Annotated in this window: 19 protein-coding genes; 7 read left to right on the plus strand and 12 right to left on the minus strand. The window is 43.4% G+C overall.

Features of this window, described 5'->3' with window-relative positions; translation table 11 throughout:
• The first annotated feature begins 206 nt into the window (after positions 1 to 206).
• Positions 207 to 1,193 (plus strand): quinone oxidoreductase family protein, encoded by a 987-nt coding sequence (locus tag IM496_RS03380; protein WP_194016555.1) that lies wholly within the window; start codon positions 207 to 209, stop codon positions 1,191 to 1,193.
• A 625-nt stretch (positions 1,194 to 1,818) separates the two neighbouring features.
• On the opposite strand, the gene IM496_RS03385 is transcribed toward IM496_RS03380, so the two are convergent.
• Positions 1,819 to 2,700 (minus strand): tetratricopeptide repeat protein, encoded by an 882-nt coding sequence (locus IM496_RS03385; protein WP_287661235.1) that lies wholly within the window; start codon positions 2,698 to 2,700, stop codon positions 1,819 to 1,821.
• Positions 2,701 to 2,734: 34 nt separating this feature from the next.
• Positions 2,735 to 2,881, minus strand: coding sequence for a hypothetical protein (locus tag IM496_RS03390; RefSeq protein WP_172456657.1), 147 nt, complete (start codon positions 2,879 to 2,881; stop codon positions 2,735 to 2,737).
• Here IM496_RS03390 and IM496_RS03395 point away from each other — a divergent pair.
• Positions 2,823 to 4,301 (plus strand): efflux RND transporter periplasmic adaptor subunit, encoded by a 1,479-nt coding sequence (locus IM496_RS03395; RefSeq protein ID WP_287661236.1) that lies wholly within the window; start codon positions 2,823 to 2,825, stop codon positions 4,299 to 4,301. The genes IM496_RS03390 and IM496_RS03395 overlap by 59 nt on opposite strands.
• Positions 4,302 to 4,514: 213 nt before the next feature.
• Positions 4,515 to 5,732, plus strand: coding sequence for an ABC transporter permease (locus IM496_RS03400; protein ID WP_287661237.1), 1,218 nt, complete (start codon positions 4,515 to 4,517; stop codon positions 5,730 to 5,732).
• A 60-nt stretch (positions 5,733 to 5,792) separates the two neighbouring features.
• Here IM496_RS03400 and IM496_RS03405 read toward each other — a convergent pair whose 3' ends face one another.
• Positions 5,793 to 6,224, minus strand: a complete 432-nt coding sequence (locus tag IM496_RS03405; RefSeq protein ID WP_287661238.1) for an NUDIX domain-containing protein — start codon at positions 6,222 to 6,224, stop codon at positions 5,793 to 5,795.
• 129 nt (positions 6,225 to 6,353) lie between these two features.
• Here IM496_RS03405 and IM496_RS03410 point away from each other — a divergent pair, with 129 nt between their 5' ends.
• Positions 6,354 to 7,283 carry an NAD(P)H-dependent glycerol-3-phosphate dehydrogenase gene (locus IM496_RS03410; RefSeq protein WP_287661239.1) on the plus strand — a complete coding sequence of 310 codons (930 nt, stop codon included), beginning with the start codon at positions 6,354 to 6,356 and terminating at the stop codon, positions 7,281 to 7,283.
• Positions 7,284 to 7,612: 329 nt separating this feature from the next.
• On the opposite strand, the gene IM496_RS03415 is transcribed toward IM496_RS03410, so the two are convergent.
• The 3 genes from IM496_RS03415 to sir form a co-directional block, all read right to left on the minus strand.
• Positions 7,613 to 8,866 carry an AAA family ATPase gene (locus IM496_RS03415; protein WP_287661240.1) on the minus strand — a complete coding sequence of 418 codons (1,254 nt, stop codon included), beginning with the start codon at positions 8,864 to 8,866 and terminating at the stop codon, positions 7,613 to 7,615.
• A 3-nt stretch (positions 8,867 to 8,869) separates the two neighbouring features.
• Complete coding sequence (locus IM496_RS03420) at positions 8,870 to 10,612, minus strand: tetratricopeptide repeat protein (RefSeq protein ID WP_287661241.1); 1,743 nt, start codon at positions 10,610 to 10,612, stop codon at positions 8,870 to 8,872.
• A gap of 105 nt (positions 10,613 to 10,717) precedes the next feature.
• The gene (sir, locus tag IM496_RS03425; protein ID WP_287661242.1) at positions 10,718 to 12,655 is read right to left on the minus strand and encodes a sulfite reductase, ferredoxin dependent; all 1,938 of its coding nucleotides are present in this window, start codon (positions 12,653 to 12,655) and stop codon (positions 10,718 to 10,720) included.
• 196 nt (positions 12,656 to 12,851) lie between these two features.
• Here sir and IM496_RS03430 point away from each other — a divergent pair, with 196 nt between their 5' ends.
• Positions 12,852 to 15,251: an ATP-binding cassette domain-containing protein gene (locus tag IM496_RS03430; RefSeq protein ID WP_287661243.1), complete on the plus strand. Its 2,400-nt coding sequence runs from the start codon at positions 12,852 to 12,854 to the stop codon at positions 15,249 to 15,251.
• Positions 15,252 to 15,308: 57 nt separating this feature from the next.
• Here IM496_RS03430 and msrA read toward each other — a convergent pair whose 3' ends face one another.
• The 4 genes from msrA to sat all read right to left on the minus strand — a co-directional run bounded on the left by msrA (position 15,309) and on the right by sat (position 21,426).
• Positions 15,309 to 15,971, minus strand: a complete 663-nt coding sequence (gene msrA / locus IM496_RS03435; RefSeq protein WP_149989070.1) for a peptide-methionine (S)-S-oxide reductase MsrA — start codon at positions 15,969 to 15,971, stop codon at positions 15,309 to 15,311.
• Between the two features lie 135 nt (positions 15,972 to 16,106).
• Positions 16,107 to 17,756 carry a DUF6930 domain-containing protein gene (locus IM496_RS03440; RefSeq protein WP_194015246.1) on the minus strand — a complete coding sequence of 550 codons (1,650 nt, stop codon included), beginning with the start codon at positions 17,754 to 17,756 and terminating at the stop codon, positions 16,107 to 16,109.
• Between the two features lie 76 nt (positions 17,757 to 17,832).
• Positions 17,833 to 19,908 carry a caspase family protein gene (locus IM496_RS03445; protein WP_287661244.1) on the minus strand — a complete coding sequence of 692 codons (2,076 nt, stop codon included), beginning with the start codon at positions 19,906 to 19,908 and terminating at the stop codon, positions 17,833 to 17,835.
• Between the two features lie 348 nt (positions 19,909 to 20,256).
• Positions 20,257 to 21,426, minus strand: a complete 1,170-nt coding sequence (gene sat, locus IM496_RS03450) for a sulfate adenylyltransferase (RefSeq protein ID WP_002803711.1) — start codon at positions 21,424 to 21,426, stop codon at positions 20,257 to 20,259.
• Between the two features lie 131 nt (positions 21,427 to 21,557).
• Here sat and IM496_RS03455 point away from each other — a divergent pair, with 131 nt between their 5' ends.
• Both IM496_RS03455 and hppD read left to right on the plus strand, forming a co-directional pair.
• Positions 21,558 to 22,262, plus strand: coding sequence for an SDR family oxidoreductase (locus IM496_RS03455; protein ID WP_002743823.1), 705 nt, complete (start codon positions 21,558 to 21,560; stop codon positions 22,260 to 22,262).
• A 148-nt stretch (positions 22,263 to 22,410) separates the two neighbouring features.
• On the plus strand, positions 22,411 to 23,496 hold the full coding sequence (gene hppD / locus IM496_RS03460) for a 4-hydroxyphenylpyruvate dioxygenase (RefSeq protein WP_287661245.1): 1,086 nt from the start codon (positions 22,411 to 22,413) through the stop codon (positions 23,494 to 23,496).
• Positions 23,497 to 23,527: 31 nt separating this feature from the next.
• On the opposite strand, the gene IM496_RS03465 is transcribed toward hppD, so the two are convergent.
• Together IM496_RS03465 and IM496_RS03470 are read right to left on the minus strand one after the other, a co-directional pair.
• The gene (locus tag IM496_RS03465; protein ID WP_287661246.1) at positions 23,528 to 24,064 is read right to left on the minus strand and encodes a retropepsin-like aspartic protease family protein; all 537 of its coding nucleotides are present in this window, start codon (positions 24,062 to 24,064) and stop codon (positions 23,528 to 23,530) included.
• 83 nt (positions 24,065 to 24,147) lie between these two features.
• Positions 24,148 to 24,489 (minus strand): histidine triad nucleotide-binding protein, encoded by a 342-nt coding sequence (locus IM496_RS03470; protein ID WP_149989075.1) that lies wholly within the window; start codon positions 24,487 to 24,489, stop codon positions 24,148 to 24,150.
• Positions 24,490 to 24,564: the final 75 nt, after the last annotated feature.

The following is a 24,564-nucleotide window of genomic DNA, read 5'->3' on the forward strand; positions in this document are numbered from 1 at the left end:
ACAATATGGAATTTCAATCCACAACAGCTTACTTGTTATTTACTTTTGCCCGTTGCCTATCCCCAATTCCCAATTCATCATTCATAATTTCCCAATTCATCATTCATCATTCCCAATTCATAATTCATCATTCATCATTCCCAATTCATCATTCATCATTCCCAATTCATCATTCATAATTCATAATTCCCCAAGGAGTTGACATCATGTTGTGTATAGTAGTTGAAAAATACGGACCCCCCGACCAGCTTCAATTGCAAATCCTGCCAACGCCGACGGTAGCGCCTGATCAAGTCTTGGTCAAGGTAAAGTATGCTGGGGTAAATTTTGTCGATATCTATGAACGCTCTGGGGTCTATTCTACGCCTCTGCCTTTGATTCTGGGAAAGGAGGGAGTTGGCGAGATTGTGGCCATGGGATCTGGGGTCAAAGCCTTCCATATCGGGCAACGGGTAGGATTTCCCTATGTGGAACAGGGAGCTTATGGGGAATATATCGCCCTATCTGCCGATGGGTTAGTGTCGTTACCAGAGTCTATCTCCGATGAAGTAGCGGCATCCGTTTTGTTGCAGGGACTGACTGCCTTGTTTCTCTCCCATGAGACTTTCCCTCTCAATCAACAACATACGGTGCTGATTCATGCCGCCGCTGGTGGAGTGGGTTTTCTGTTGGTTCAAATGGCAAAGTTGCGGGGAGCGAGGGTGATTGGTACTGTTTCTTCGGCAGCCAAGGCTCTGCTGGCGTTTCAGGCTGGCGCTGACAAGGTAATTCGATACGACCGCGAGAATTTTGTCGATGGGGTGATGGATTTCACGGCGGGTCAAGGGGTTGACGTGGTGTATGATTCGGTGGGTCTGAGAACCTTTGAAGATAGCCTAAAAGCCTTAAAAAATCGCGGTTTGCTGGTTGCTTGTGGGCAAGCGAGTGGAGAAGTGCCGCCGGTAGCATTGAATCGTCTGCTAGGGTGTCGCACTTCTGAGCGAGGCTCTTTTTATTTGACTCGCCCGGTCATTCGCCATTATATTTCCGATCCCATGGCTTTGAACCAACAGGCATCTTTATTTTTTGACTATTTAAGCTTAGGAAAGATTCAGCCTCCCTGTTATCAAATCTATTCTTTAGAGCAAGCAAAAGAAGCCCATTACGCCTTAGAAAGTCGGCAGGTTACGGGGAAGTTACTACTGAAGAGTTAAGCAATTGATACTAAATCTAGTTGTGATCCCCCACTTTTGTGTATATTGTTGACATTTGAGTTGTGGACAATTGGAAGCACAATAAGTGATGTATAGCGTTTCTCACACCTGTGTAGCAGTGTAGCGGGAGCATCTCACCTTTGTAACCCCTAAACCAGGTTTTTATGTCAAGCTATTTTGAAAGCCTTGCTAGAAACCAGTTTTATGGACAAGTATAATTACTCACTTGCATAAATGAGATGCTCCCAGTGTAGTATGTAGCACACTTAAACCTTTGCTGATTAAGCTTTTCAACGGCGATAATGTACCTCTTGCGAACAGGAAACGCTATATATCGCTCTTCTGGGACTTTTGGAAATCCCTAACCGAATCTAGGTTCTGAAACCCTTGGTTGACAAGTGATCGCTAACTTTTTTTCTAATAAAAACTCAAACTTCGGGTTTCTGTTAGTTAGCACTGGCTTGAAGGCTTACCCCATAAGAGAGCTAGAGTTTAGAGACTGTAAGACTTTTGCCAGACTCCCTCCAAGAGCGATATAGCCAACCTAAATGAGTTGTGAAAAGGCATCAAATCTTTTCAAGTTAGGAAATTTGAAAAGATTAATTAGAACCACTTACTTATCAGCTTAATTTTCTTCCTCCGCTTCTGGGGTTGGTTGTGGTAAACGAGCGATAAAATCTTTCATTTTAGGATGATTAAACATTTTCTCCGTATCTTGCAGAAGACGTTTACCCCAGAGATTTTCCCCTAAAAATTCCAGACTTACATAACGACTATCGCTAGTGAGAGCGGCCTGAGCTAATTTGATGCCCTCCTCAGTTTTCCCTTGACTATAAATAGCCACCGCAATAGCTAACTGAGGTTCCGGCTGTTTAGGATCGATTTTCAAAGCGGCCCGCCAATCTTTAAGAGCGGCTTCCTTATCACCCTGTTCGTATTTAACTAAACCAATATTATTAATAGCGGGCCAAAAATCTTTATCTTGATTAACAGCCTTTTCGTAAGATGCGATCGCTTGGGGATATTGTGCTAACTTGAGATAGGAATTACCGAGATCAAAAAGAGCGGGGGAGATATCGGGTTTAATTTGCAAACCCGCTTCAATCTGGGCAATAGCAGACTTGTAATCCTGATTCTGAAAATAGGCACTACCGAGGGAAAATTTAATATTAGCGTGGGCATCGGCGGGAGCAATGGACAAAGATTGATTTAATGCCTCGATACCGAGTTGCACCTGATCGTCTTGCAGATATAAACTACCGAGAATAAACCAAGTTTGATAGAGATGGGGGGCTAACTGCACCGCTAACTTAGCCCGTCCGAGGGCCGCATCGGTACGGCGAAAACGAGCTAATTGGATGGCATCTTCGGCGATTTCAATTCCCGCTTGTTCCATCTGTTCTAACTCCGGTTCGATGGCGTAGGGGAGTAGTGCTTGGGAAAAAGCCGGCGGGCTGCCAGCGACGAAAAAAATGAGCAAAGAAATGATTAATTGAAGTTTTGGCACAGTTTACCCCCGCGATAGGCCTTTTTTAATCAGTCTATCTCGCTTGGGAGTTGTTGGCTAAAGAAACAACAAAGGCAGCTCTAGAGACGTTAGTATATAACCAATTAACTTTTGGCTGATCGATGGCAATAACCGTGTTGGGAAAATCAAATCGCCCCCTATTTTGGATATTCGGACTCATGGCTAGTGGTTTTCTGGCGGTGGGAGTGGTTTCTTATCGCTTGCTGCAAACACCTCCTCCTGGCCTAGAATTGGCGAAAATGACCGTTCCTGCTCAACGGGAAACCCTCGCTGTGGAAATTAAAGCTAGTGGTAGGGTGGAACCAATCCAAAGTGTTAACATTAGCCCAAAAAACCCCGGCCGATTAGTGCGATTATTGGTGGATCAGGGCATGATTGTTAAAAAGGGACAAACCCTCGCCGTCATGGATAATTTAGAGGTGTATGCCCGAGGAATGCAGTCAGAAGCGCATCTACGGGAAGCTCTAGCCAGTCTGGAACAGGCTAAACGCAGCATTCCCGAAGATATCCGGCAATTACAGGCCCGATTTTATCAGGCCCAGGCCAGTTATAAGCAATTAGAAGCCCGTTTAGCTCAGGCCAAAGAAAGAATTCCCAAAGATTTAGACCAGCTGCAAGCTCAGGTACAAGCGGCCCAATCCCGTTTTCGACTAGCAGAAAATCGGGTTAAACGCAATGAAAATTTAGTCCGGGAAGGGGCGATCGCTCAAGACCAATTTGATGCCGTCCTCAATGAATATCTCAACGCTAAAGCCAATTTAGACGAATCGATCCGCCGTTTGGAACAAGCGGATAAAACCGCTTCCCCAGAAGTGGCCGGAATTGAGCAGGAAATGATAGGAGCGGCAGCAGCGATCGCAGAAGCGAAATTTGCCCTCGAACAACGCCAAAAAACCCAAGAAACCGAGCTGGCTCGACTAGAATCATCTGTAGCGGCCGCTAGGGCCGATTTAGAGCAAATCAAGATTCAATACCGCGATACGGTCATTACTGCTCCCTTTGATGGCATCGTCACCCAAAAATACGCCACTGAGGGTTCTTTTGTCACCCCCACCACTTCGGCCTCTAGTACCGCTTCCGCCACTTCCACCTCGATTATCGCCCTAGCATCGGGATTGGAAGTAATTGCTAAAGTGCCGGAAGTAGATGTGGGTTTATTGCAGCGCGGCCAACCCGTGCGAATTGTCGCCGATGCTTTTCCTGAAGAAGTCTTTGAAGGTCGAGTTATTCTCGTGGCTCCTGAAGCAATTATCGAGAATAATGTTACTTCTTTTGAGGTCAGAATCGGTTTGGTGACGGGACGGGACAAACTTAAATCGAAAATGAATGTGGATGTAACTTTTGTCGGCCAGCAGTTAGATAATGCCCTCGTCGTGCCGACTGTAGCCATTGTCACCCGGGAAGGCAAGTCAGGGGTTTTAGTTCCCGATGCCGAAAATAAACCCAGTTTTAAACCCGTTTCGATCGGTTTGGTCCTAGACGATAAAACCCAAATTTTATCAGGTTTGGAAGCTGGAGAAAAGGTCTTTATCGATCTCCCCGAAGGGTCCGAAGATACCTCGAAAACTAATCAAAAATAATCAAAAATCTCAATAATTTTTCTTAACAAATATATCCAAATTGTCTTTTTTCTGATCGGGCAGGATTCGGGAAATGGGGGAATGGGGGAATGGGGGAATGGGGGAATGGGGAAATGGGGAAATGGGGGAATTCAACTAATACCCCAAAACCCCAAAACCCTACAACTATCTAACCGATAACTGATAACTGATCACTGATCACTGATAACTGATATGTTTATCATCGAAAGTTTAAAAATGGCCGTCTCCACCCTAAGGGCCAATAAAGTGCGTAGCGGCCTGACCATGCTAGGAATTATCATCGGTAACGCTTCAGTAGTGGCCATGATCGGTATTGGCCAAGGGGCGCAAACCTTAGCCAATGACCAGTTTGCTAACTTGGGACCCAATACCATTTTTGTGGTGCCGGGGTCGCGACAAGCACGCAATACCACCGTTGATTTACCGAAAACCCTGGTTTTAGCCGATGCTCAGGCGATCGCCGAACAGGTTCCCACCGTCGCCGAAGTCGCTCCGGAAATAAACGCTCGTTTCCTGATTTCCTATCGTAATCGCAACATGACGGCTCTAGTCACGGGAAGCACCTCAGAATACGCTTCTGTCCGCAATTTTACCCTAGAAAAAGGTCGTTTTATCAATAATATCGATCTAGCCCGCAACAAACGGGTAACGGTAATCGGCCGTGAAGTGGCAGCGCAACTTTTCCCCACCCAAAATCCCCTCGGTCAACAGCTGCGGATCAAAAATCTCAGTTTTGAGGTGATCGGGATTTTAGAGGCGAAAGGCTCCTTTTTTGGCAATAATCAGGATGAAATGCTGATTATTCCCCTTAGTACCATGAACTCGCAACTGGTGGGCAAAACCTCCCCCTACGGTGTCGAGTTGAGTTGGATTAGTCTCAACGCGCGATCGGGGGAGGAAATCCGCGCCGCTAAGTTCCAAATCCAGAATCTCCTGCGTTTACGCCATAAAATCGTCGCTGAGGATGATTTTCGCGTCGAAACTGCTAAACAGATGATCGAAATCTTCGGTACGATTACCAAGGGTCTAACCCTACTTTTGGCTCTAATCGCCGGTATTTCCCTAATTGTCGGTGGTATCGGGGTGATGAATATTATGCTGGTTTCGGTTTCGGAAAGAACCGGGGAAATCGGACTAAGAAAAGCGATCGGAGCCAGAGAACAGGATATTCTCTTACAATTTCTGATTGAATCAACTCTCGTTTCCATCGCCGGCGGTGCGTTTGGTATTCTCTTCGGTGCAGGAGCGATCGTTCTCGTCTCCAGTTTCTCTCCCCTGGCTGCCACTGTTTCCGCCACCGCCGTCGCCCTGTCTTTGAGCGTTTCCACGGGTATTGGTCTCTTTTTTGGCGTTTTTCCCGCCTATCGTGCCTCTAAATTGGAACCGATTGTCGCCCTCAGAAGTGTATAATTTTTTAAGTTTTTTCGGGGACGTTTTTGGCAAGGATTGCTTTTATAGCTAAGTTGGGGTTTAATGTGTGGGACGGATTTTATAATCCCGATAACGACGATAATCATTGAGGATGCGATCGTGATCAAAGCATAAAGGTTGGGGGAATTCCCAGAGATGAAAAATCCCGACTTTTTTGGCATCATCGGCAGCGATCGGTTTTCCTTTTGCCGTGGCGATAAAAACGATACTAATGGTGTGTTGACGTGCATCGCGGCTAGGATCGGAATAGACGTGAAATTGCTCGATTAACTGCACCTCTAAACTGATTTCCTCGTAAGCTTCCCGAATGGCCGCCTTTTCCACCGATTCACCGTAGTCCACGAATCCCCCCGGAATTGCCCAACCAAAGGGCGGATTTTTTCTCTCAATTAGTACGATCGGACGATGGGGCGAGTCGATCAGTTCGATGATAATATCAACAGTAGGGGCAGGATTGCGATAGGTTGTCATTTTTTTCAGTTGTCAGTGAACATTTATCGGTAATCGGTGAATAATTTCATTTAAGATTCATAACCTTAAAATCGAATGCTTTCTAACCAGTCACTGATCAGGGATCACTAATAAGGAGGATCATAAAAGTTGTTAGAAAATGCCAAGAAAATTACGGTTATAGGTGGGGGAATTTGGGGGCAAACTCTCGCTAATTTGGCTAGACTTAATCACTTAGCTGTTAGGGTTTGGTCGCGTCATAGTGGGGAAGATTTAGGGGCTATTATAGCAGATACTGATGTAATTATTTCAGCAGTTTCGATTAAAGGAGTTGTTCCCACGATCGAACAATTACAGCAATTACAATTAAATTCTTCCACAATTATCGTCACCGCCACTAAAGGATTAGAGCCAATCACCACTCGTACCCCTTTTCATCTCTGGAATCAAGCTTTTCCTGCTAATCCCCTTGTGGTTCTTTCCGGTCCTAATTTAGCTAAAGAAATTAATCAAGGTTTACCCGCTGCGACGGTGGTAGCAAGTTATCAGCAAAAAGCAGCAATATTGTTACAAAAATTATTATCTGGGGAATCTTTTCGGGTTTATCTGAATAGCGATCCCTTGGGAACAGAGTTAGGTGGCACTCTTAAAAATGTCATGGCGATCGCTTCTGGGGTTTGTGATGGTTTACAGTTAGGTACTAATGCCAAATCTGCCCTATTAACTCGCGCTTTACCGGAAATAATTCGGGTGGGAACTTGTCTAGGAGGTTGTCAAGAAACTTTCTTCGGTTTATCGGGTTTAGGGGATTTATTAGCTACCTGTAATAGTCCTTTATCCCGCAATTATCAAGTGGGTTATCAATTAGCTTTAGGTTTATCTTTGCCTGAGATTTTAGGGAAGTTAGAGGGAACTGCCGAGGGAATAAATACCACAGAAGTTTTGATGAGAATTGCCCAAGAAAAAAAATTATATGTACCGATTACCTGTCAAGTTGATCGTCTTTTGCGCGGGGAGATTTCTCCCCAAGTTGCCGTTTATGAATTAATGCGTCGGGATCTAAAAGCAGAATTTGATTAAGAGACAAGAGATTTTTTAGTAAACAGTAAAAAGTAATCCGTGAGGGGTTGGGGAGTGGGGACGAAGGTTTAACGCTTTGCTTTATTGGTTATCTTAGTCATAAATAAAGTATGATACTAAATCCGTTGAGTAACGCACAGAAAATGGGTTTCTCCGAGAAACCCGTTTTCTACTCATGCAAAAGGCAATAACCAGATTTAGTATCAAATAGCCCCAGAGGGATTCTCTACAAGATAAGCACCATGGCTCACCACTACTACCCAATCATTACCCGGTTGCTTTTTTGCTCGATCAATTTTTATAACTCCCCTAATGGCTTCAATTATTATTTACTCAGACTGAGACTCAGGGAGTAACTTAGGTTGAAATAATTGGGAAGGAACAAAACGAAAACCGCTTTGATCTTCTTGACGAATTAATAATCCTTGTTCTTCCATCGATTTAAGTTGGGGCAAGAGAGCAACAAAGGTTATAGCATCAAGTTTAGCCAAAGTTTGATCAGAAATATTCTCACTAATGCCACCGGCTTGATGAGCAACGTATAATAAATGACGAAACTGAGGACTTAAATAATCAGTAAAGTCTTTTTGAAGGATTTGCCAAATTGAATAAAAAGCAGTTTCATCAATAGTTTCATATCCTGCTGAAGCAGCTTGCCGTAATACTTTTTCACAGATAGTATTCAGTTCTCGAGGAATTCCTTGAGCGTAACCCGTAATTAAATTGATGACTTCCTCTGTGAAAGGATAGGGATCATTTCGCTGTTCGTTTCTCGCACTATTAAGATAATTAATAGCAATGTGACGTAAATCATCTTGACTCATGGGTTCAAGGGGAATATCTTCAGAAAAGATACCAAGGGCTTTTAAGGTTGCTTCTTGAAACTCGGTAAAGCCTCTTCCTGTCATAATAAATCCTCGATGTTTTCCCATCCGAAATAAATCTAAACTACTTTCTAAAATTGTCTGGACAACAATGGGGTCTTTTTTGTCAAAATCATCAATAGCAATAACAATACGAGAATAAATTTCTTCGGCTCTATTTAATAAACGAATGAGTAAAGGATAGGGATCAGCATTGGCAGTGGGAGTCAGTTGATTAGCAGGGGATTCTTCCTTTTTGCCAAAGGATAAAAAGCCTAATTTAACTTGTCCTTCAGTAGTGGTTTTATTGCGTTGAATAGAATACCCTAAAAGCGTATTAGCAATGTCTTCTGATTCTTGATCACTATCCGCTAAACTATCGGCTACAGCTAATAATAAAGCACGATAAAATTCCGTGGAACTTTCCCCAGGAATACTGCTAATATAAAGCAATAACATTTTTTCATTTAATTGGTTAACTTCCTGTTGTAACTGGTTAATTAAATTAAAAATTAAGGCGGTTTTACCAATACCCCAAGCTCCCCTAACTAAGATATTACGTCCTTCATAGAGGGTCGGAATAACGACATCTAAAACTTGATCTCGTCCATAAAAAATCTTTGCTAATTTTTTGCGATCATCGGGGGGAGTTGGTCGAAAAGGATTTTCTATAAGTCCCCATTTTTTGAGAGTTGATTGATAACGGCTGAGTCTTGACATTTTTTACGCAGATTGTAGAATTTTTAGTAGATAATTAATTTCCTCTAGTCGTTCTGAATTATTTTTTTCTTGATAATATGTTTGTGCTTCTTTTAAATGACTACAAGCTTGGGAAATCTTGCCAATTTGTATTTCTAGATTGCCCAGTGCAGTTGTCACAGAAGCCACATTATCTTGATCACCTAAACGACGGAATAGACGTAAAGAATCTTTAAAATAAAGTCTTGCCTGTTCGAGCCTACCAGTGCGATGATAGAGACGGGCAAGTTCCAATAAAATTGGAGCCAAACTACTAATATCCTTTTGTTTTTGATAAAGTTGCTGACAATTTTCTAAGTGTTCAATAGCTTCTGTATAATATCCGCCCTCAAATAAAGCTTTTCCTAATTGATAGGAATAGTTAAAATATAAGGTTTTGTCTTCGGTTTTTTCAATAATTTCTCCAGCTTGTTTATAAGAGTTAATTGCTTGTTGAATGTCTGTCACTTTACCAAGAAGTTTAAATCGTTCTCTGAGAGTATTGGCTAAATTATATTGTGTCTCTGCCCAATCTCCTGGAAAGGCTTGACGGGTATAAATTTTTAAGGCTTCTTGATAACAGACAATTGCATTTTCGATATTCTCGGCTTTATTGCCTCTAATTCGTTCACTATAAGCATTGCCTAAATTATTTTGAGTAGTTGCCCAGTCAAGAGGAAAGACATCAAAAGTACGAATTTTTAAGGCTTCTTGATAACAGAAAATTGCGGTTTCTATATTCTCTACTATGTCTCCTTTGATTCTGTTTATGTAAGCAGTCCCTAGATTATTTTGTGTTACTGCCCAATCTTCAGGAAAAGCATCACGGGTATAGACTTCTAATGACAGGTTATAAGCAACAATCGCTAACTCTAGATTATCTGCCTTTTCCCCAAGAATGCGCTTACTATAAGCATTACCCAGATTATTTTGTGTTACTGCCCATTCATAAGGAAAAGCATCACGGGTATAGTCTTCTAAAGACTGGTTACAAGCAACAATAGCTAACTCTAAATTTTCTGCCCTTTCCCCTCTGATGCGCTTACTATAAGCAGCACCCAGATTATTTCGTCTCCTTGCCCATTCATAAGGAAAAGCATCACGGGTATAGACTTCTAAAGACAGGTTATAAGCAACAATAGCTAACTCTAGATTATCTGCTCTTTCCCCTCCAATACGATCACTATAAGCAGTCCCTAGATTATTTTGTATTACTGCCCAATCTTCAGGAAAAGCATCACGAGTATATACTTCTAAAGACTGGTTATAAGCAACAATAGCTAACTCTAAATTTTCTGCCCTTTCCCCTCTGATGCGCTTACTATAAGCATTCCCCAGATTATTTTGTATCCTTGCCCATTTTTCAGGAAAAGCTTGACGGGTATATACTTCTAAGAGGGTCTGATAGCCTGTAATAGCGATTTCTAGATTATTAGCCCGACTTCCCAAAGGAAAATCTGCAATCTTAATACATAAATTCTGAATCACCCCGACAATAGCCGCCACTTCTTCTGGTTTCCCTTGAGAAAACCTATATCTAGCCCATTGTTGCAACAGTTGGGCAAAGGTATCATCTAACAGATGTTGACCGCGTTGTAGGATAGGATAAACCACCGCAGGATCGCTATTACTCTCCCATTCTGCTTGTAAGACTTCTGATAAAAACTCCTTATATTCCTCTATACTTCCCGCTTGAAGGTTGAGAAACTGCCCCAATTGTTGCACCATATCGCGTAACCAAGATGATGTGATGGACGATGATTTTTTCGACAGACCGACCCTATGAATATACTAATTAAAAAAAGGTGGGTTAAGTCCCACCTTGATAACTGATTAGGATTTTTGGCTGAAATAGGCCTCTAGCGCCTCATTGATGATTTGATTCATCGGCCGTTTTTCCGTTTCCGAAGCTTCCTTGAGACGGACAAACATATCATCGGGGACGCTGACACGGTTTTGATTTTTACGCACGCGTTTGGGTTTTGATTCAGTGGTAGTAGTTTCGGTCATTTTAGGTGTGTAGGTGGCTGAAAATGCTTGTAAAGCAGGGAAATTGACTCGATGACAGAATTCTCCGAAGGTTTCGTTATTTTGTTGATCCTGTTGGAAGTAAACGAAAATCGGTTCTAAGACCTTTTCTAGATCATCGATCGCCATTTTATCCAAATAGGGGCGCGCTAGTCGAGTTTGATCGGCTGTTCCCCCTAACCAGAGTTGGTAGGAATTGGGAGCGCTACCCACAAATCCTAATTCTGCCATATAGGGACGCGCGCAGCCATTGGGACATCCTGTCATGCGGATGACAAATTGCTCTTTGCTTAATCCTAAGCGATTAAGCAGGGTGCGAATGCGTTCAATCACGCTGGGTAAAATTCTTTCTGACTCAGTAATCGCTAATCCACAGGTGGGCCAAGCGGGACAGGCCATGGCATAACGAGTTAAAGGGTCAATTTCGGCGGGATTGGTGACAATTCCGTGTTCTTTCAGGATCGCCTCGATCGCTTGCTGATCCTTGGGTTCAATTTCGTAGAGAATGATATTATGGTTAGCCGTCAAGCGCATGGGCAACTGAAAACGCTCGATAATCACTTTTAAGGCGGTTTTTAGCTGAAAACTGCCTTCATTTTTGACCCGGCCATTCTCCACAGAAAGACCAAAAAATAATTTTCCGTCTCCCTGTTCATTCCATCCCAAAAAGTCTTGATATTTCCAATCGGGGAGGGGTTGGTAGGGGGCAATTTTTTGGCCGAAATAACCCTCAACAGTGCTGCGGAATTTTTCTACTCCCCATTCTTCGAGGATATATTTCATTCTCGCATGACGACGTTCGCCGCGATCACCGTAATCCCTTTGGGTTGCCACGATCGCTTTTACCAGATCGTACACCTCTTCTTTGTCCACATAACCGATCGCATCGGCCATTCTGGGGAAAGTTTCTTCCTTATTGTGGGTTCTTCCCAGTCCACCCCCCGCAAGGATGTTAAAACCCTGTAATTCCCCGTTTGCATCGGTAATCACCACCAAACCGAGGTCATTGGTGTAGATATCGATGGAGTTGTCTCCCGGCACGGTGACACCGATCTTGAACTTACGGGGCATATAATGTTGACCGTAGATCGGTTCGATCGGATCGTTTTTGTTAATCCCATTTGTATCTTTTTGTCTCGATGCCTTGACTTCTGGGGCTTCTTCTGCACTGATAACTTTTTCGCCATCGAGCCAAATTTCGTAGTAGGCTCCAGTTTGGGGACTGAGCAAATCGGCGATATTATTGGCATATTCCCAAGCATAGCCGTATTCGGGGCGATTTTTGTAGGGGGCTGGCGGTGCGGTGACATTGCGGTTAACATCACCACAGGCCGCTAAAGTGGATCCCATACTGCGGATAATTTCCCCGAGGGTAGCTTTGAGATTTTTCTTTAAAATGCCGTGTAATTGGAAGCCTTGGCGAGTTGTCACCCGTAAAGTGCTGTTACCGTAGCGATCGGACAAACTATCGAGGGTAAGATATAGTTGCGCGGGAATAAAACCCCCCGGACTGCGGGTACGCAACATCATTTGATAGTCTTTTTCTTGACCTTTGGCTCTATTGTCGCGATTATCCTGTTGATAGGAACCGTGAAATTTGAGGATCTGCACCGCCGCATCGGTAAAATGGGTTGTATCTTCGAGGAGTTCACTGGCCAAAGGTTCTCGTAGATAATTACTGCGTTCTTTGATACCTTCGACTTTAGAAACCTTGGCGGTAGGAGAAATAGGAGTTGTAACCATCGTCTAACAGCACGATAACCTGTGGATAGGTCTTAGGAATAGGAATTTAGACAAGCTCGATCGATCCTAAGAAGTTTTACTAAGATGATCTCTAGAGTTCGTTCCAGACTCTGAGGTTAACAGTAGCGATCGAGACCTTAATTCTATCTTAGCTTCTTACCGTCCCCCGCGAACGCCATCTACCGATCGAGTTTTTATGACCAATTCTCCCAACATTAAAACGGTTATTAGTCAAGAACCCTACATTATTCTTAACAATCAGGGAGAAATTCTCCCTTCTATTAATCTGAGTCGTCCTAATTATAAATTGGGTCGGGATGGTCAACAGGTGGATTTAGTTGTTCCCCAACACTGGACGGTGGTGAGTCGAGTCCAAGCTTGTTTTCGTCGTCAGGGAGATGATTACTATATCTACGATGGAGACGGGACTAATCCTAGTTCCAATAAACTTTTTATCAACAATCGCGTCATTACTCCCAAAGAGGGCTATCTTTTACAAAATGGGGATGAGATTAATATCGGTCAAGATGTCAAAAATTGGGTCAAGATTACCTATTATCATCCTAACCAACCAGTAAAAAGCCAATCTTTAGCTTTTAAATCAGTTTCCCTAGGCAATCGCAGTGTAGTTTTAGGACGAGATAATGCTGCCACTGTGGTTTTAGACGCTCCGACAATTTCCCGACAACACGCGATTATCGATAGCGATAACCAAAATCGTTATATTCTCTACGACAAAAGCACCAATGGAGTCTTTATCGACGGAGAAAAAGTATCGGGTAGTGCCATTTTAACCAACGGTTGTACGGTGAGAATCGGCCCCTATAGTTTTCGGTTGCAGGGAGATGAATTAGTTTTATTAGATACGGGGGATAATATCCGTCTGGATGCCGAAAATATCGTCAGGATGGTGCGGGATAAAAAGAAACAACCCTTGATAATTCTCAATCATATCTCCTTACCGATCGAACCAAGTCAATTAGTGGCGATTGTTGGGGGAAGTGGTGCGGGAAAATCGACTTTATTAAAGACTTTATTGGGAATTGAACCCACCACCTCAGGGACAGTTTATCTGAATGGGGAAGAGCTGCGCCAGAATTTTAATATCTATCGCACCCAAATCGGTTATGTTCCCCAATACGATATCGTTCACAGGGATTTAACTGTGGGAGAAGTGTTATATTATGCTTCTAAATTAAGGCTACCTCCGGATCTTAATTGCCAAGAAGTGATCGAGAAAACCCTGGAGCAGGTGGAATTATTAGAAAGAAGAAATACTTTAGTCAGAGACTTAAGCGGTGGTCAGTTAAAAAGGGTGAGTATTGCGGTAGAATTATTAGCCAATCCCAAATTATTCTTTTTAGATGAACCCACCTCGGGATTAGACCCCGGTTTAGATAAAAAGATGATGGAATTGCTGGCAAAATTGGCCAAAGAAGGCAGAACAATTCTCCTAGTCACCCATGCTACTAATAATATCAATCTCTGCGATCGATTAGTTTTTCTCGGTCAAGGGGGCAATTTATGTTATTTTGGTTCTCCGGGGGAGGCCTTAAATTTTTTCTCTTTACCTCAGGGGGATTTTGCCGATATTTATATTCATCTGGAAACTAGCGAAAAAGTTGATCAAGAATGTCAACGTTTCCAACAATCCGACTACTACAAAAATAATATTGAAGCAAGAATTGGTAAAATATTTCAGCAAAATAATAGTAAACCGCAACAGGTTCAACAATCTTTTTGGCAACAACTACAGGTCTTATGTCAACGCTATAGCCAATTAATTATCCGCGATCAGGTTAGTTTAATTTTATACCTATTAACCGCCCCGATCGGAATTTTATTAATGGCTATGGTTTTAGGTGGCAAAAATCCTTTATTTTTGGGGGATAATCCCAGTTTTGATCAGGCTATCCAATCCGCACCTTTAGCCTTAAAAACTCTCTTTGTTTTTACCTGCGCGGAATTATGGGTAGGTTTTGCCTGTTCCCTACAGGAAATTGTCAAAGAATCGCCAATTTATCAGCGAGAAAGATTAGTTAATCTGGGATTATTACCCTATTTATTCTCAAAAATTCTGGTTTTAGCAGCCTTAGCTTTTCTGCAAACAATTGTAATTACCTGCGTGATATTTTGGGGATTTACTGACCCGCAACCGGAATTAATGACCTGGTTAATTGGCTGTTTTATTACCACATTTTTAACTATATTTGCGGCGATTAATCTAGGTTTATTAATTTCTGCTGGCGTTAGTAATATCACTCAAGCAAATAGTGCCTTACCTTTAATTTTAATTCCTCAGATTATCTTTGCTGGGGTATTATTTAACTTAGAAGGTCTGGGAAAATATCTATCATGGTTGATGATTAGTCGCTGGTCAATTGGTGCCTACGGGGTATTAGTAGAGGTGGAAGCTATGATTGCAGAAGCAAAAGAACAAAATAGTTTTAATTTCCCTTTACCCTTTGAGGATACCAATCAAGTTTATCAATTATCTATCAATAATTTGTTATTGAATTGGGGATTATTAATTCTTCATTCCCTTATTTATTTTCTCCTTACCTATTGGTGGCAAAAAAGAAAAGATATTTTATGATCTAAATTATGAATTATGAATGATAACTGATAACTGATAACTGACGGCTAACCCTACTTAATTTAACTTCAGATCAAGAGCGATCGGACATTCCACTTTCGTTCCCCCTAAACCGCAGTAACCGCCGGGGTTTTTAGCTAAATATTGCTGATGATAAACTTCAGCATAATAAAATTCAGGTGCGTCGATAATTTCCGTGGTAATTTGACCATGGCCCGCTTTATTGAGAGCTTCTTGATAGATCGATCGAGATTTTTCCGCTAATTGCTTTTGCTGGGGACTATAGGTATAGATACCCGATCGATACTGAGTTCCCGTATCATTACCCTGACGCATTCCTTGGGTGGGATTATGACTTTCCCAGAAAACCTTTAACAGTTGTTCGTAGGAAATCACACTGGGATCATAGACCACTAAGACCACTTCATTATGCCCAGTCATGCCTGTACACACTTCCTGATAGGTGGGATTGGGGGTGATACCAGCCGCATAACCTACGGCCGTGGTGTAAACTCCTTCTAATTGCCAAAATTTCCGCTCTGCTCCCCAAAAACAGCCTAAACCGAACATTGCACTTTCCATACCGCCAGGGAAGGGGGGCTGCAAAGGATGACCGTTAACGTAGTGGCCGCTAGGTACGGGCATTTTTTCCGATCGCCCGGGTAGTGCTTCCCTTGCTGTGGGCAAAGTTACTTTTTTTCCGAATCCGAATAACACCATAATTAAGAATTTGTCCAGAAAGTTTTACTTTACTTTACATTGTCGCTTAATTTTAGGGATTTCAGTGATCAGATTAGAGTTTTCAGTTCACTGATTACTGTTCACTGAAAAAAGCTCCGTCGCTGCCAGTTCAAATTAACCGAAGTGAGGCATAAGAGTCAAAACCCCCAAGTCTAAATCTTTACTATCGATCGATTTTGCCTCGTAGAGGGCTAACATATCGTTTAATTGGGGATTACCGCAGGAGGAACCGGTTACGCCCATGGCAATAATCAAACCACAATAACCCTCGGTATTTTTGATGCGTTTTTGCCAATTGCGGCGAGCATTACGGTGGTCGGGATCATCTTGCTCGAATTCTCCAAATAGATAGAGATCACCGTTAGCCATTTTCAGGATACCCAGATCATAACGGGTATCTTCAAGGGGATCTTCGCCGGGGTTAAAACCAATGGCCGCCAAACCGCCAGCTTGTTCGATTTTTTCGATAATTTCCTTGGCTTTAGGTCGGGAGGTCTGGATCATGACCACGGGGAAACCCTCCCCTTTTGTGGGTACGGATTGGGGTTGATAATGGATTTTCGGACGACTGCGAATTTTATCTAATAATTGCCAGGGAACCATTCCCAGACTCAGATGTGCATTATCAGGGACTAGATTTTCCTTGAGTACGGATTCTTCCTCATCATCATCCTCATCATCCTCATCGTCGTCCTCCTCCTCTAAGAGTTGCATAAATTCCGCACATAGATCGGGCATCGTGGCCACCGTCACAGCCACGGTTTCCCCTTTTGCTTGTTCGGGATCGAGGGGAATGCGAAAACGACGCTGTAATTCTCCGATCGGTTCTTCGGATAAAGCGGATTGATTGCCTTTAAAAAAGCGCAACAGAGCTATTAAAGCTAAATATACCGTGATTGCTTCTTCTTCATCCAAGTAGGGGCGAATACCTTCGTAGGGATGCACGCTGCCGAAAACTGGATGGATTTGGGAGGGGGCAGCCGAGGCTAGATCGTAGTCATCCTCATCATCTTCCTCATCATCATCGGCCAATTCGTAGCTTAAAAACCAACAATCTTGGGAAAGAAAGGCCTTTTCTAATCTTTCCATCGATTTTTCTTCTAAAGCGGCCTGCCGGAATTGTTTGAGGGATGCTAGGGAACGATAGAGAATGACTCCGTATTCCCGACCGAGCATTCCCATGACACAGGCGTAAAGATGCGGGAAATCGGGGCGATCAATCTTAATTTCCAAAATATCGTAATCGGCCAAACATGACCAGGGTTCAGCTTTCCAAATTTCGTGAGCGGTTTTCACTAAAGCGGACTGCCAAGCGGGGGGAATTGCCGGGGGACGATTATTTTGGAATTCGTCGAATCCACGAAAGAGATCATCGATCAGGGGCAAATTGGGGACATAATCGATGGTGATATCGAGATCTTGTAGTACCCCGCGCAGAAAAAACTGTGTTTCTCGATCGCGGACGATAATTTTTTTCGGTCTGGCTGGCCGGGCGGGATTTTGGGGTGTTTCGATGGCGCGGATTAAGGTTCTCACCATGGCCTCCGGTCCGGTTTCGGGGGAAACTACTTCCATAGCGCGTACACAGCCCTCGCTACCATCCACCCAGATCACGCACTCGCCACCGCTTTCTTGATTTGGTTCTAGGGTGGCCCGGGGCATTCTCTCCGATAAGGATAAAGCACGACGATCTCCTTCCCAAACACTGGGAATTTGTGGAATTTTTTTGAGGCGGCTTTGGGTGGTCCGGGGCAGAAGATTCATCGGGAAATTTAGGGGTAGCTGTGTTAGGATTTTAACCTTTTCTTTTCAAGGATTCCATAAGAATTATTCTATCGATTTAGTCGATAACTTGATAAATAAACCGGAAACCTGACCAAGTTCCCAGATCAAAGGCGTATTCATCAATGACACTGCCAGAATTATCCGTTTTTAAGCCTAAATCTAATTTTAGATCGCTCCAGAAAGCTCTGGCTATTTCTAGGGGGTTAGTCAGGGTGAGCAGTTGGCTGGCTTCTCCCTTGAGGCTTTGAGTGGCATTGAGAAGGGTCAAGGTGTTCGGGAAAGGATGGCGACTGAGGATCAGTATATTCTCTCTGATGCCCTTGGGTTGACTAATTTTCCAATGCCCTTGGCGGTCATTGGGGATGGTGGCCTTGGTTTTGGCCGCCACGACAAAGGGGGCTAATGGACTGGAATTGGTGAAATTATCGGGGTTTTCTGAACGGGAACAGTATAAAAGCGGTTGGCGATCGCTGTTGAGGACAAGGATCATTGCGTAGAGGGGTTGTTCTTCTTGATTCTCGATTTGATAGCGAATTTCCGCACCGACGGGCAGAATTAAGTCATTTTTAGCGGTATTATTCCCCCTGCTACCCAGGATTTTTTGGGTTTGTACCGTGGAGATATAGGTTTGATCGAGGCTTTCCAGGGTGACGATGACGGCTAAACCGGAGGATTCTTGATTGATCAATAAGTGCCACAATTTGCGGGCCAGCAGGCTTTCTAGTTGCGATTGCAGTCGTTTGATTCCTGATTTAATGGCTTCGTTGGCCGCCCCTAAACTACCGATAATTAGGGAGCCATTGGCAGATAATAACTGATAATTGCCAGTTTCTTCGCTACCAACTCGACTTAAGAGACAATCTACCGTTTGTTCACCAATGTTAACCACGGCGGCCACATCGGGCAAACTGGCAAAGGTACTGGTGGCATCTACCCGTTCAATCCGGGTTAAGTTACTATCCAAACCGACGATTAAACCGATTTGACTGGGAAAAACCCGCAATTTTTCCTGTAGAATCTGTCCTATTTCTAGGGAGGCGGTTGGTGATAATAACTGGGCTTTCGCTTTTAAACCCTGACGGGAGAGAATTTGTAGGCTGATTTCCTCCCCATTCGCCTCAATAAAGCTCAAACAGGAGTTAATCCCGTAATTTTCTAGGATTTCTAAGGGCAGGCCGACCAGATTGACTTCTAGGGTGCGTTCATCAATAAGATTTGTAACAATTGCCGCCCCACCCCTTGACGTTTCTAACGCTGTATGATAGGGCGGGGCAGAATTATTTTTTTGATTATTGGTCAGGATTGCCGGTTGCTGTTGTTCACTGCTGTGACTAGCGACGAGATTACGGAGATGGGGAAAAGCGATCGCAATTGTCGGACTGGGGGAAACTTGCCAGAGATACTGAGTGAGATCATAGGTGAATAAGCCAGCATTGGGGCTATTACCGCTCAATTCCAGGGCGATTTGCTCTGGTTTAGCGGCAGCGAGAATAACGCCGTTACTAGGCTTATTTTTGAGGTTAAAACGGGTTTTAATATCGGCAGCGAAAGTTAATTCGGCGGGGTTAGGATCAGTAATGGTTCTAGAATAGGAACGAATGCGGAGATTACCGAGATAGGGCTGAGGTTGGGGGAGATGACTACTATCAAAAATCAAGCTACACTTATCCGTAGCTAGACAGCGAGCCATCAGCAGGATATTTTCCTTAAGTAAAGCATTTTCTGCCCCATCCGCAGTAATAAAAACCTCTTTTCGGGCCCCAACACTGCCATAACCGCTAAAGTGAAAAATTACCACATCCCCCAACCTGGCTTGGGCGATCAGGTGTTCTAAAAAAGCCGCTTCGATCGCTTCTCGACTGGCTTGTTGTCCCGTTAAAGTTACTATATCAGCATCCTGAAAGCCAAAACGATAACGGAGAAGGTCTTTTTGTAACTCCACATCGGTAAGACAGCCGGGCAGCGGCGTAATATTCGCCCCATACTGGTCAATACCGACTAAAAGAGCCAATTTTCGGGGATTAGGGGCGGCGAGAGCAGCCAAATGACGGTTAAGGGTTCCTTGACTAATCGCCAAAGTCAGCAACCCCCAACCTGTCTGCTGGATCAATTCTCGCCTAGTTATGTTCATCGAAAATTTTGGGTGGGAAACCCCGCCGTAGAACGGCGGCTTTACGTTAGAATTAAAAAGACCGTCTCGAAAACCAAGTGGGCGGACAGCACCTTGAAAACTCGGCTTAGGGAGTTCCGTTCAGAAAAGCTTGTCCGGGTAAAAAGTCGCGCGCAACAAGTACAAGAAGCGTTTAGTCAGAACCGTACCGTGGGACACACGGAATCGGGCTTCTGAAATGGAGCGAAAGTCTGTGGACTCTGTGTAAGACAGTACATGGTTTTTTAACTGTGGTATGCGACGGTGGTGGAAGCAGAAACTTAAATCGTGAGGTTTAGGAATCGCCGCACTTTTAGGGCGGCGAGGATGTCAAGATCCTTGCATGGCGCGGATTAATTCGGCAGCCACTTCTGGACGGGAGAATTCCGGAGGTGGTAATTCTCCTTTGCGCAGCAGTTCCCGGACTTTGGTTCCCGAAAGGTGGATTCTTTCTTCCGGTAAACTGGGGCTAGTTTTGGTGGTTGCCATTCCCGAAGTGCGGGTACAGTAGAAAGCGTGTTCAAACTTCATCGGCACGATTCCCAATTCCCCCGGCTCGAACTCATCAAAGATATACTGGGCATCGTAGGTTCCGTAGTAGTCGCCGACTCCGGCATGGTCACGACCGACGATAAAATGGGTACAACCGTAGTTTTTACGGATAATAGCGTGAAAAATTGCTTCCCGGGGGCCGGCGTAACGCATAGCTGAGGGGTTGATAGCTAGAATAACGCGATCTTGGGGGAAGTATTTATCCATCATGATCTCATAGCAACGCATCCGCACATCGGCCGGCACATCATCGCTTTTGGTAGCGCCGACAAGGGGATGCAAGAATAAACCATCTACCACTTCTAGGGCGCATTTTTGAATGTATTCGTGGGCCCGGTGGATGGGATTACGGGTTTGGAAACCGACAATCGTTTTCCAAGCTTTTTCGTGGAACATTTTGCGCGATTGCAGAGGATCGATCTGATATTTGGGAAACTGAGGATGAGGATCGCGCTGAAGTAACCATATTGGACCTGCGAGGTTAATTTCTCCCTGTTCGTAGAGGACTTTTACCCCGGGATGTTTCTGGTCGTCGGTACGATAGACGTTAACTGCTTCGTGGGCCTTATTGTAACGGTATTTTTGGGTTAGTTCTAGGACTCCGACAAAGTTGCCTTCGCTGTCATCTAAACGAATCCAGTTGCCTTCTTTGAGGGGATCCGCCACTTCTTCCCTAACGGAAAGAGTCACGGGAATTGCCCAGGGTAAACCATTGATTAGACGCATATCATCGACGACTTTTTCGTAGTCGTCCTGTTCCATAAAGCCTTTGAGGGGACTGAAACCACCAATAGCAATCATAACTAAATCCGAGAGCGCTCGTTCATCTAAGGAAACTCGCGGTAGTTTTTCAGCTAGGGCCAGAAATTCGGCTTTTTCGGCAGCGGTAGCAATACGATTAATTAATTGCCCACCGTGGGGCGCGATTCCTTCGGTCAGTACAGTCATAAAAATTTCTTTACATTGTCACGGTTTATCCTATCAGAAGTTGGCTAACCCTTAATCAAGGGGTTGGGACTAGCGATGATTTTCCAGTCGGAACAGTTTACAATAAGATTTGTAAAGAATTATCAATAATTATGAGCGAAAAAGTTGTCCTGATTGTCGGTGCTACGGGGGGTATCGGTGCCACTTTAGCGCGTAAACTAGCTGTTAATGGTCATAAACTCGTATTAGTGGCCAGAAATGCCGATAATTTATCTAATTTAGCCAGTGAGTTGCCTTGTCCCTCTTTAATTGTGCCGACGGATATCACCAATCCGACTCAGGTAGAAACTTTGATGGAAAAAATTGTCTCCCATTACGGCCGGTTGGATGTGTTGGTTAATGCGGCCGGAGCCGGTGTGATGAAACAATACAATAAAATCACGCCGGAAGATTTAGATAAAATGCTCGACCTCAATCTGAAGGGGAGTTTTTATACCTGTCAGGCTGCGGCTAATGTGATGAAGGAAAATAAGGCCGGTCATATCTGTAATGTGGTGGGAATTTTAGGTAAGCATTCTATGGCTATGGCTGCCGCTTATTGTGCTTCTAAATACGGGGTGGTCGGTTTTAGTAAATGTTTGGCCGATGAGTTAAAACGCTATGGTATTAAAATGACTTTATTCTATTTTGGTGGTGTCGATACTCCTTTTTGGGATCAGGTGAGCTTAAAAGTTGATCGCAATAAAATGTTAACCGCTCAAACCGCCGCCGATGCTATCTATTTTGCCATGAATGCTGAACCCCAAGCCGTTCCCATGGAAATTAATATTCAACCCGATAGTCATCTCTTTTTTTAGTCATCAGGAGTCAGGAGTTGAGAGTTGGGGTTTTAGGGAGTTGGGGTTTTGGGGTATTAGTTGAAATTACCCTATCTCCTCACTCCCCCATTTCCCCATTTCCCCACTCCCCACTTACTAACACTCAACCACTTTTTTGACTTTATCTATGTTTGTTGATCATATTCATTTTTATGTAGAATCGGCCAAAAAATGGCGAGATTGGTTTGTGCGGGTGATGGATTTTCATGCGATCGCAAGTTCAGTTAATCTCCACACGCACACGGAAATAGTCGGCAATGGCATCCAAAAAGATAAAACTAAACAGATTATTTTTATCTTATCTTCTCCCTTAAATTCCCTTAGTCCCGTGGCGGAATTTTTAAGTAAATATCCTGAAGGGGTGGCGGATGTAGCTTTTCAAGTGGAGGATTTAGACAGTTTAGCTAGGAGAATTAAACAGGACATTTTTATTCAGGAAACTGTTTTGGCTAGGGGTAGGATAAAAAGCTGTCAAATCTCTAGCATTGCTAATCTCAAACATACATTAATTGAAAGGCAGGGAATCACGCCAATTTTAGCCGATCCTAATCTGATTGAGTATGATAGTAGGGAACAAGATAATCAGGATATTCTGGCAATTGATCATTTAGTTTTAAATGTTTTTCAGGGGAATTTAGAGTTAACAGCCAATTGGTATGAGGAAAATCTAGGCTTTAAAAAAAGGCAAACTTTTACTATTAAAACGGAGCGTTCTGGTCTTTATTCCCAGGTACTTGTTCACCCCGAAACCGAATTAAAATTACCAATTAATGAACCAGATAGTAACAGTTCTCAAATTCAAGAATTTTTAGATATTAATCAAAAATCTGGCATTCAACACATTGCTTTAAAAACAGAAAATATTTTAAGATTAACTCAAAAATTAAAAGAAAGGAAAGTAGAATTTCTATCAGTTCCCAACAGTTATTATCAGCAAATTAGCTATCAAAAAAAAGATTTTAATATTGCTGATTGGGAATGGTTAGAAATTAAAAAACAGGAAATTCTCATCGATTTTGAACAAAATAGTCATTCCCTCAGGGAAAAGCCAACTTTACTGCAAATTTTCACTAAACCAATTTTTTCCCAGCCGACTTTCTTTTTTGAATTAATCGAGCGACGTCATGCCGCTAGAGGTTTTGGAGAAGGCAACTTCCGGGCGCTATTTGAAGCGATCGAACGGGAACAAATACAGCGAGGAACTTTAGATTAGAGTCAGAAAAGCGATAATTTTTCCCATGAGACTATGAACGATAACGTAATTCAATCACATCTTTTTTGATCGTGACATCATAGGAACCAAAAAAGGTTTGTCCCAAGAGTCCTAATCCTTCCATTTGGGGAGAAATACCAACAATCTGATTAGATAAAACCACCTGGCCCACTTTAACAGAATTAATACGACCAAGATACACAGTAACGACACCGCCGGCGGTATGAGCGAGTACTTCCTTTTCCCGTTTGACTTTCATCGCCTTCGCCATGGCATCGGTGAGGACGATACCACTAGCACCTGTATCAAAAAGCATTTCATAATAGTGACGGTGATTAAAAACTACCATCACCGTGGGAATGCCGTTAACCCGGCGTTGAATCGGTAGCTGATAAACTTGCGGGGAATTTTTCCTATTTCTGGATGAACTGCCACAGAGACGGCTAAGATCTATGTGTTGTCCATCTGCTCTTTGGAGAAAACATTCCGATTGAGCGAGAGTCGTAGGGGTGAAGGGAAATAACAGCAGAGTGCTAGCTAATGCGATCGTAGAAATAGACCTATTCATGGGTTTAACATCGAGAAGACCGACTCGGAAAAGAACGCTTCTAGCCCTATAATTGCCCAAAAATACGGGAAAATAACAGGAGTTTAACCCGGAGGCCAAGCCATTGGGCGATCGCCTAAGAGATGGACATGAAGATGATCGACGGTTTGACCCCCATGTTCCCCATTATTGATCACCACTCGATAACCTTGACTTAATTTAGCTTCGGCGGCCACCTTTTTAACAGTTAGTAACAAATGTCCCAATAAATCTCGATCGCTTTCGCTGGCTTCCTCTAGTTTCGGAATCGGTTTTTTGGGGATAATGAGGATATGGGTGGGTGCTTGGGGATTAACATCTCGAAAAGCGAGAACCAGATCATCTTCATAGACGATCGAGGCAGGAATTTCTTTCCGGATAATTTTGCTAAAAATAGTCTCGCTCATAGACAAATTGCTTTTTTTTTCAACTATACCATTAAGCTCTCAGCTTTTCTGGCTAGTTTATACCGAGAAATAGGC

Source organism: Microcystis sp. M049S2 (assembly GCF_020245625.1).
Lineage (GTDB): Bacteria > Cyanobacteriota > Cyanobacteriia > Cyanobacteriales > Microcystaceae > Microcystis > Microcystis ichthyoblabe_A.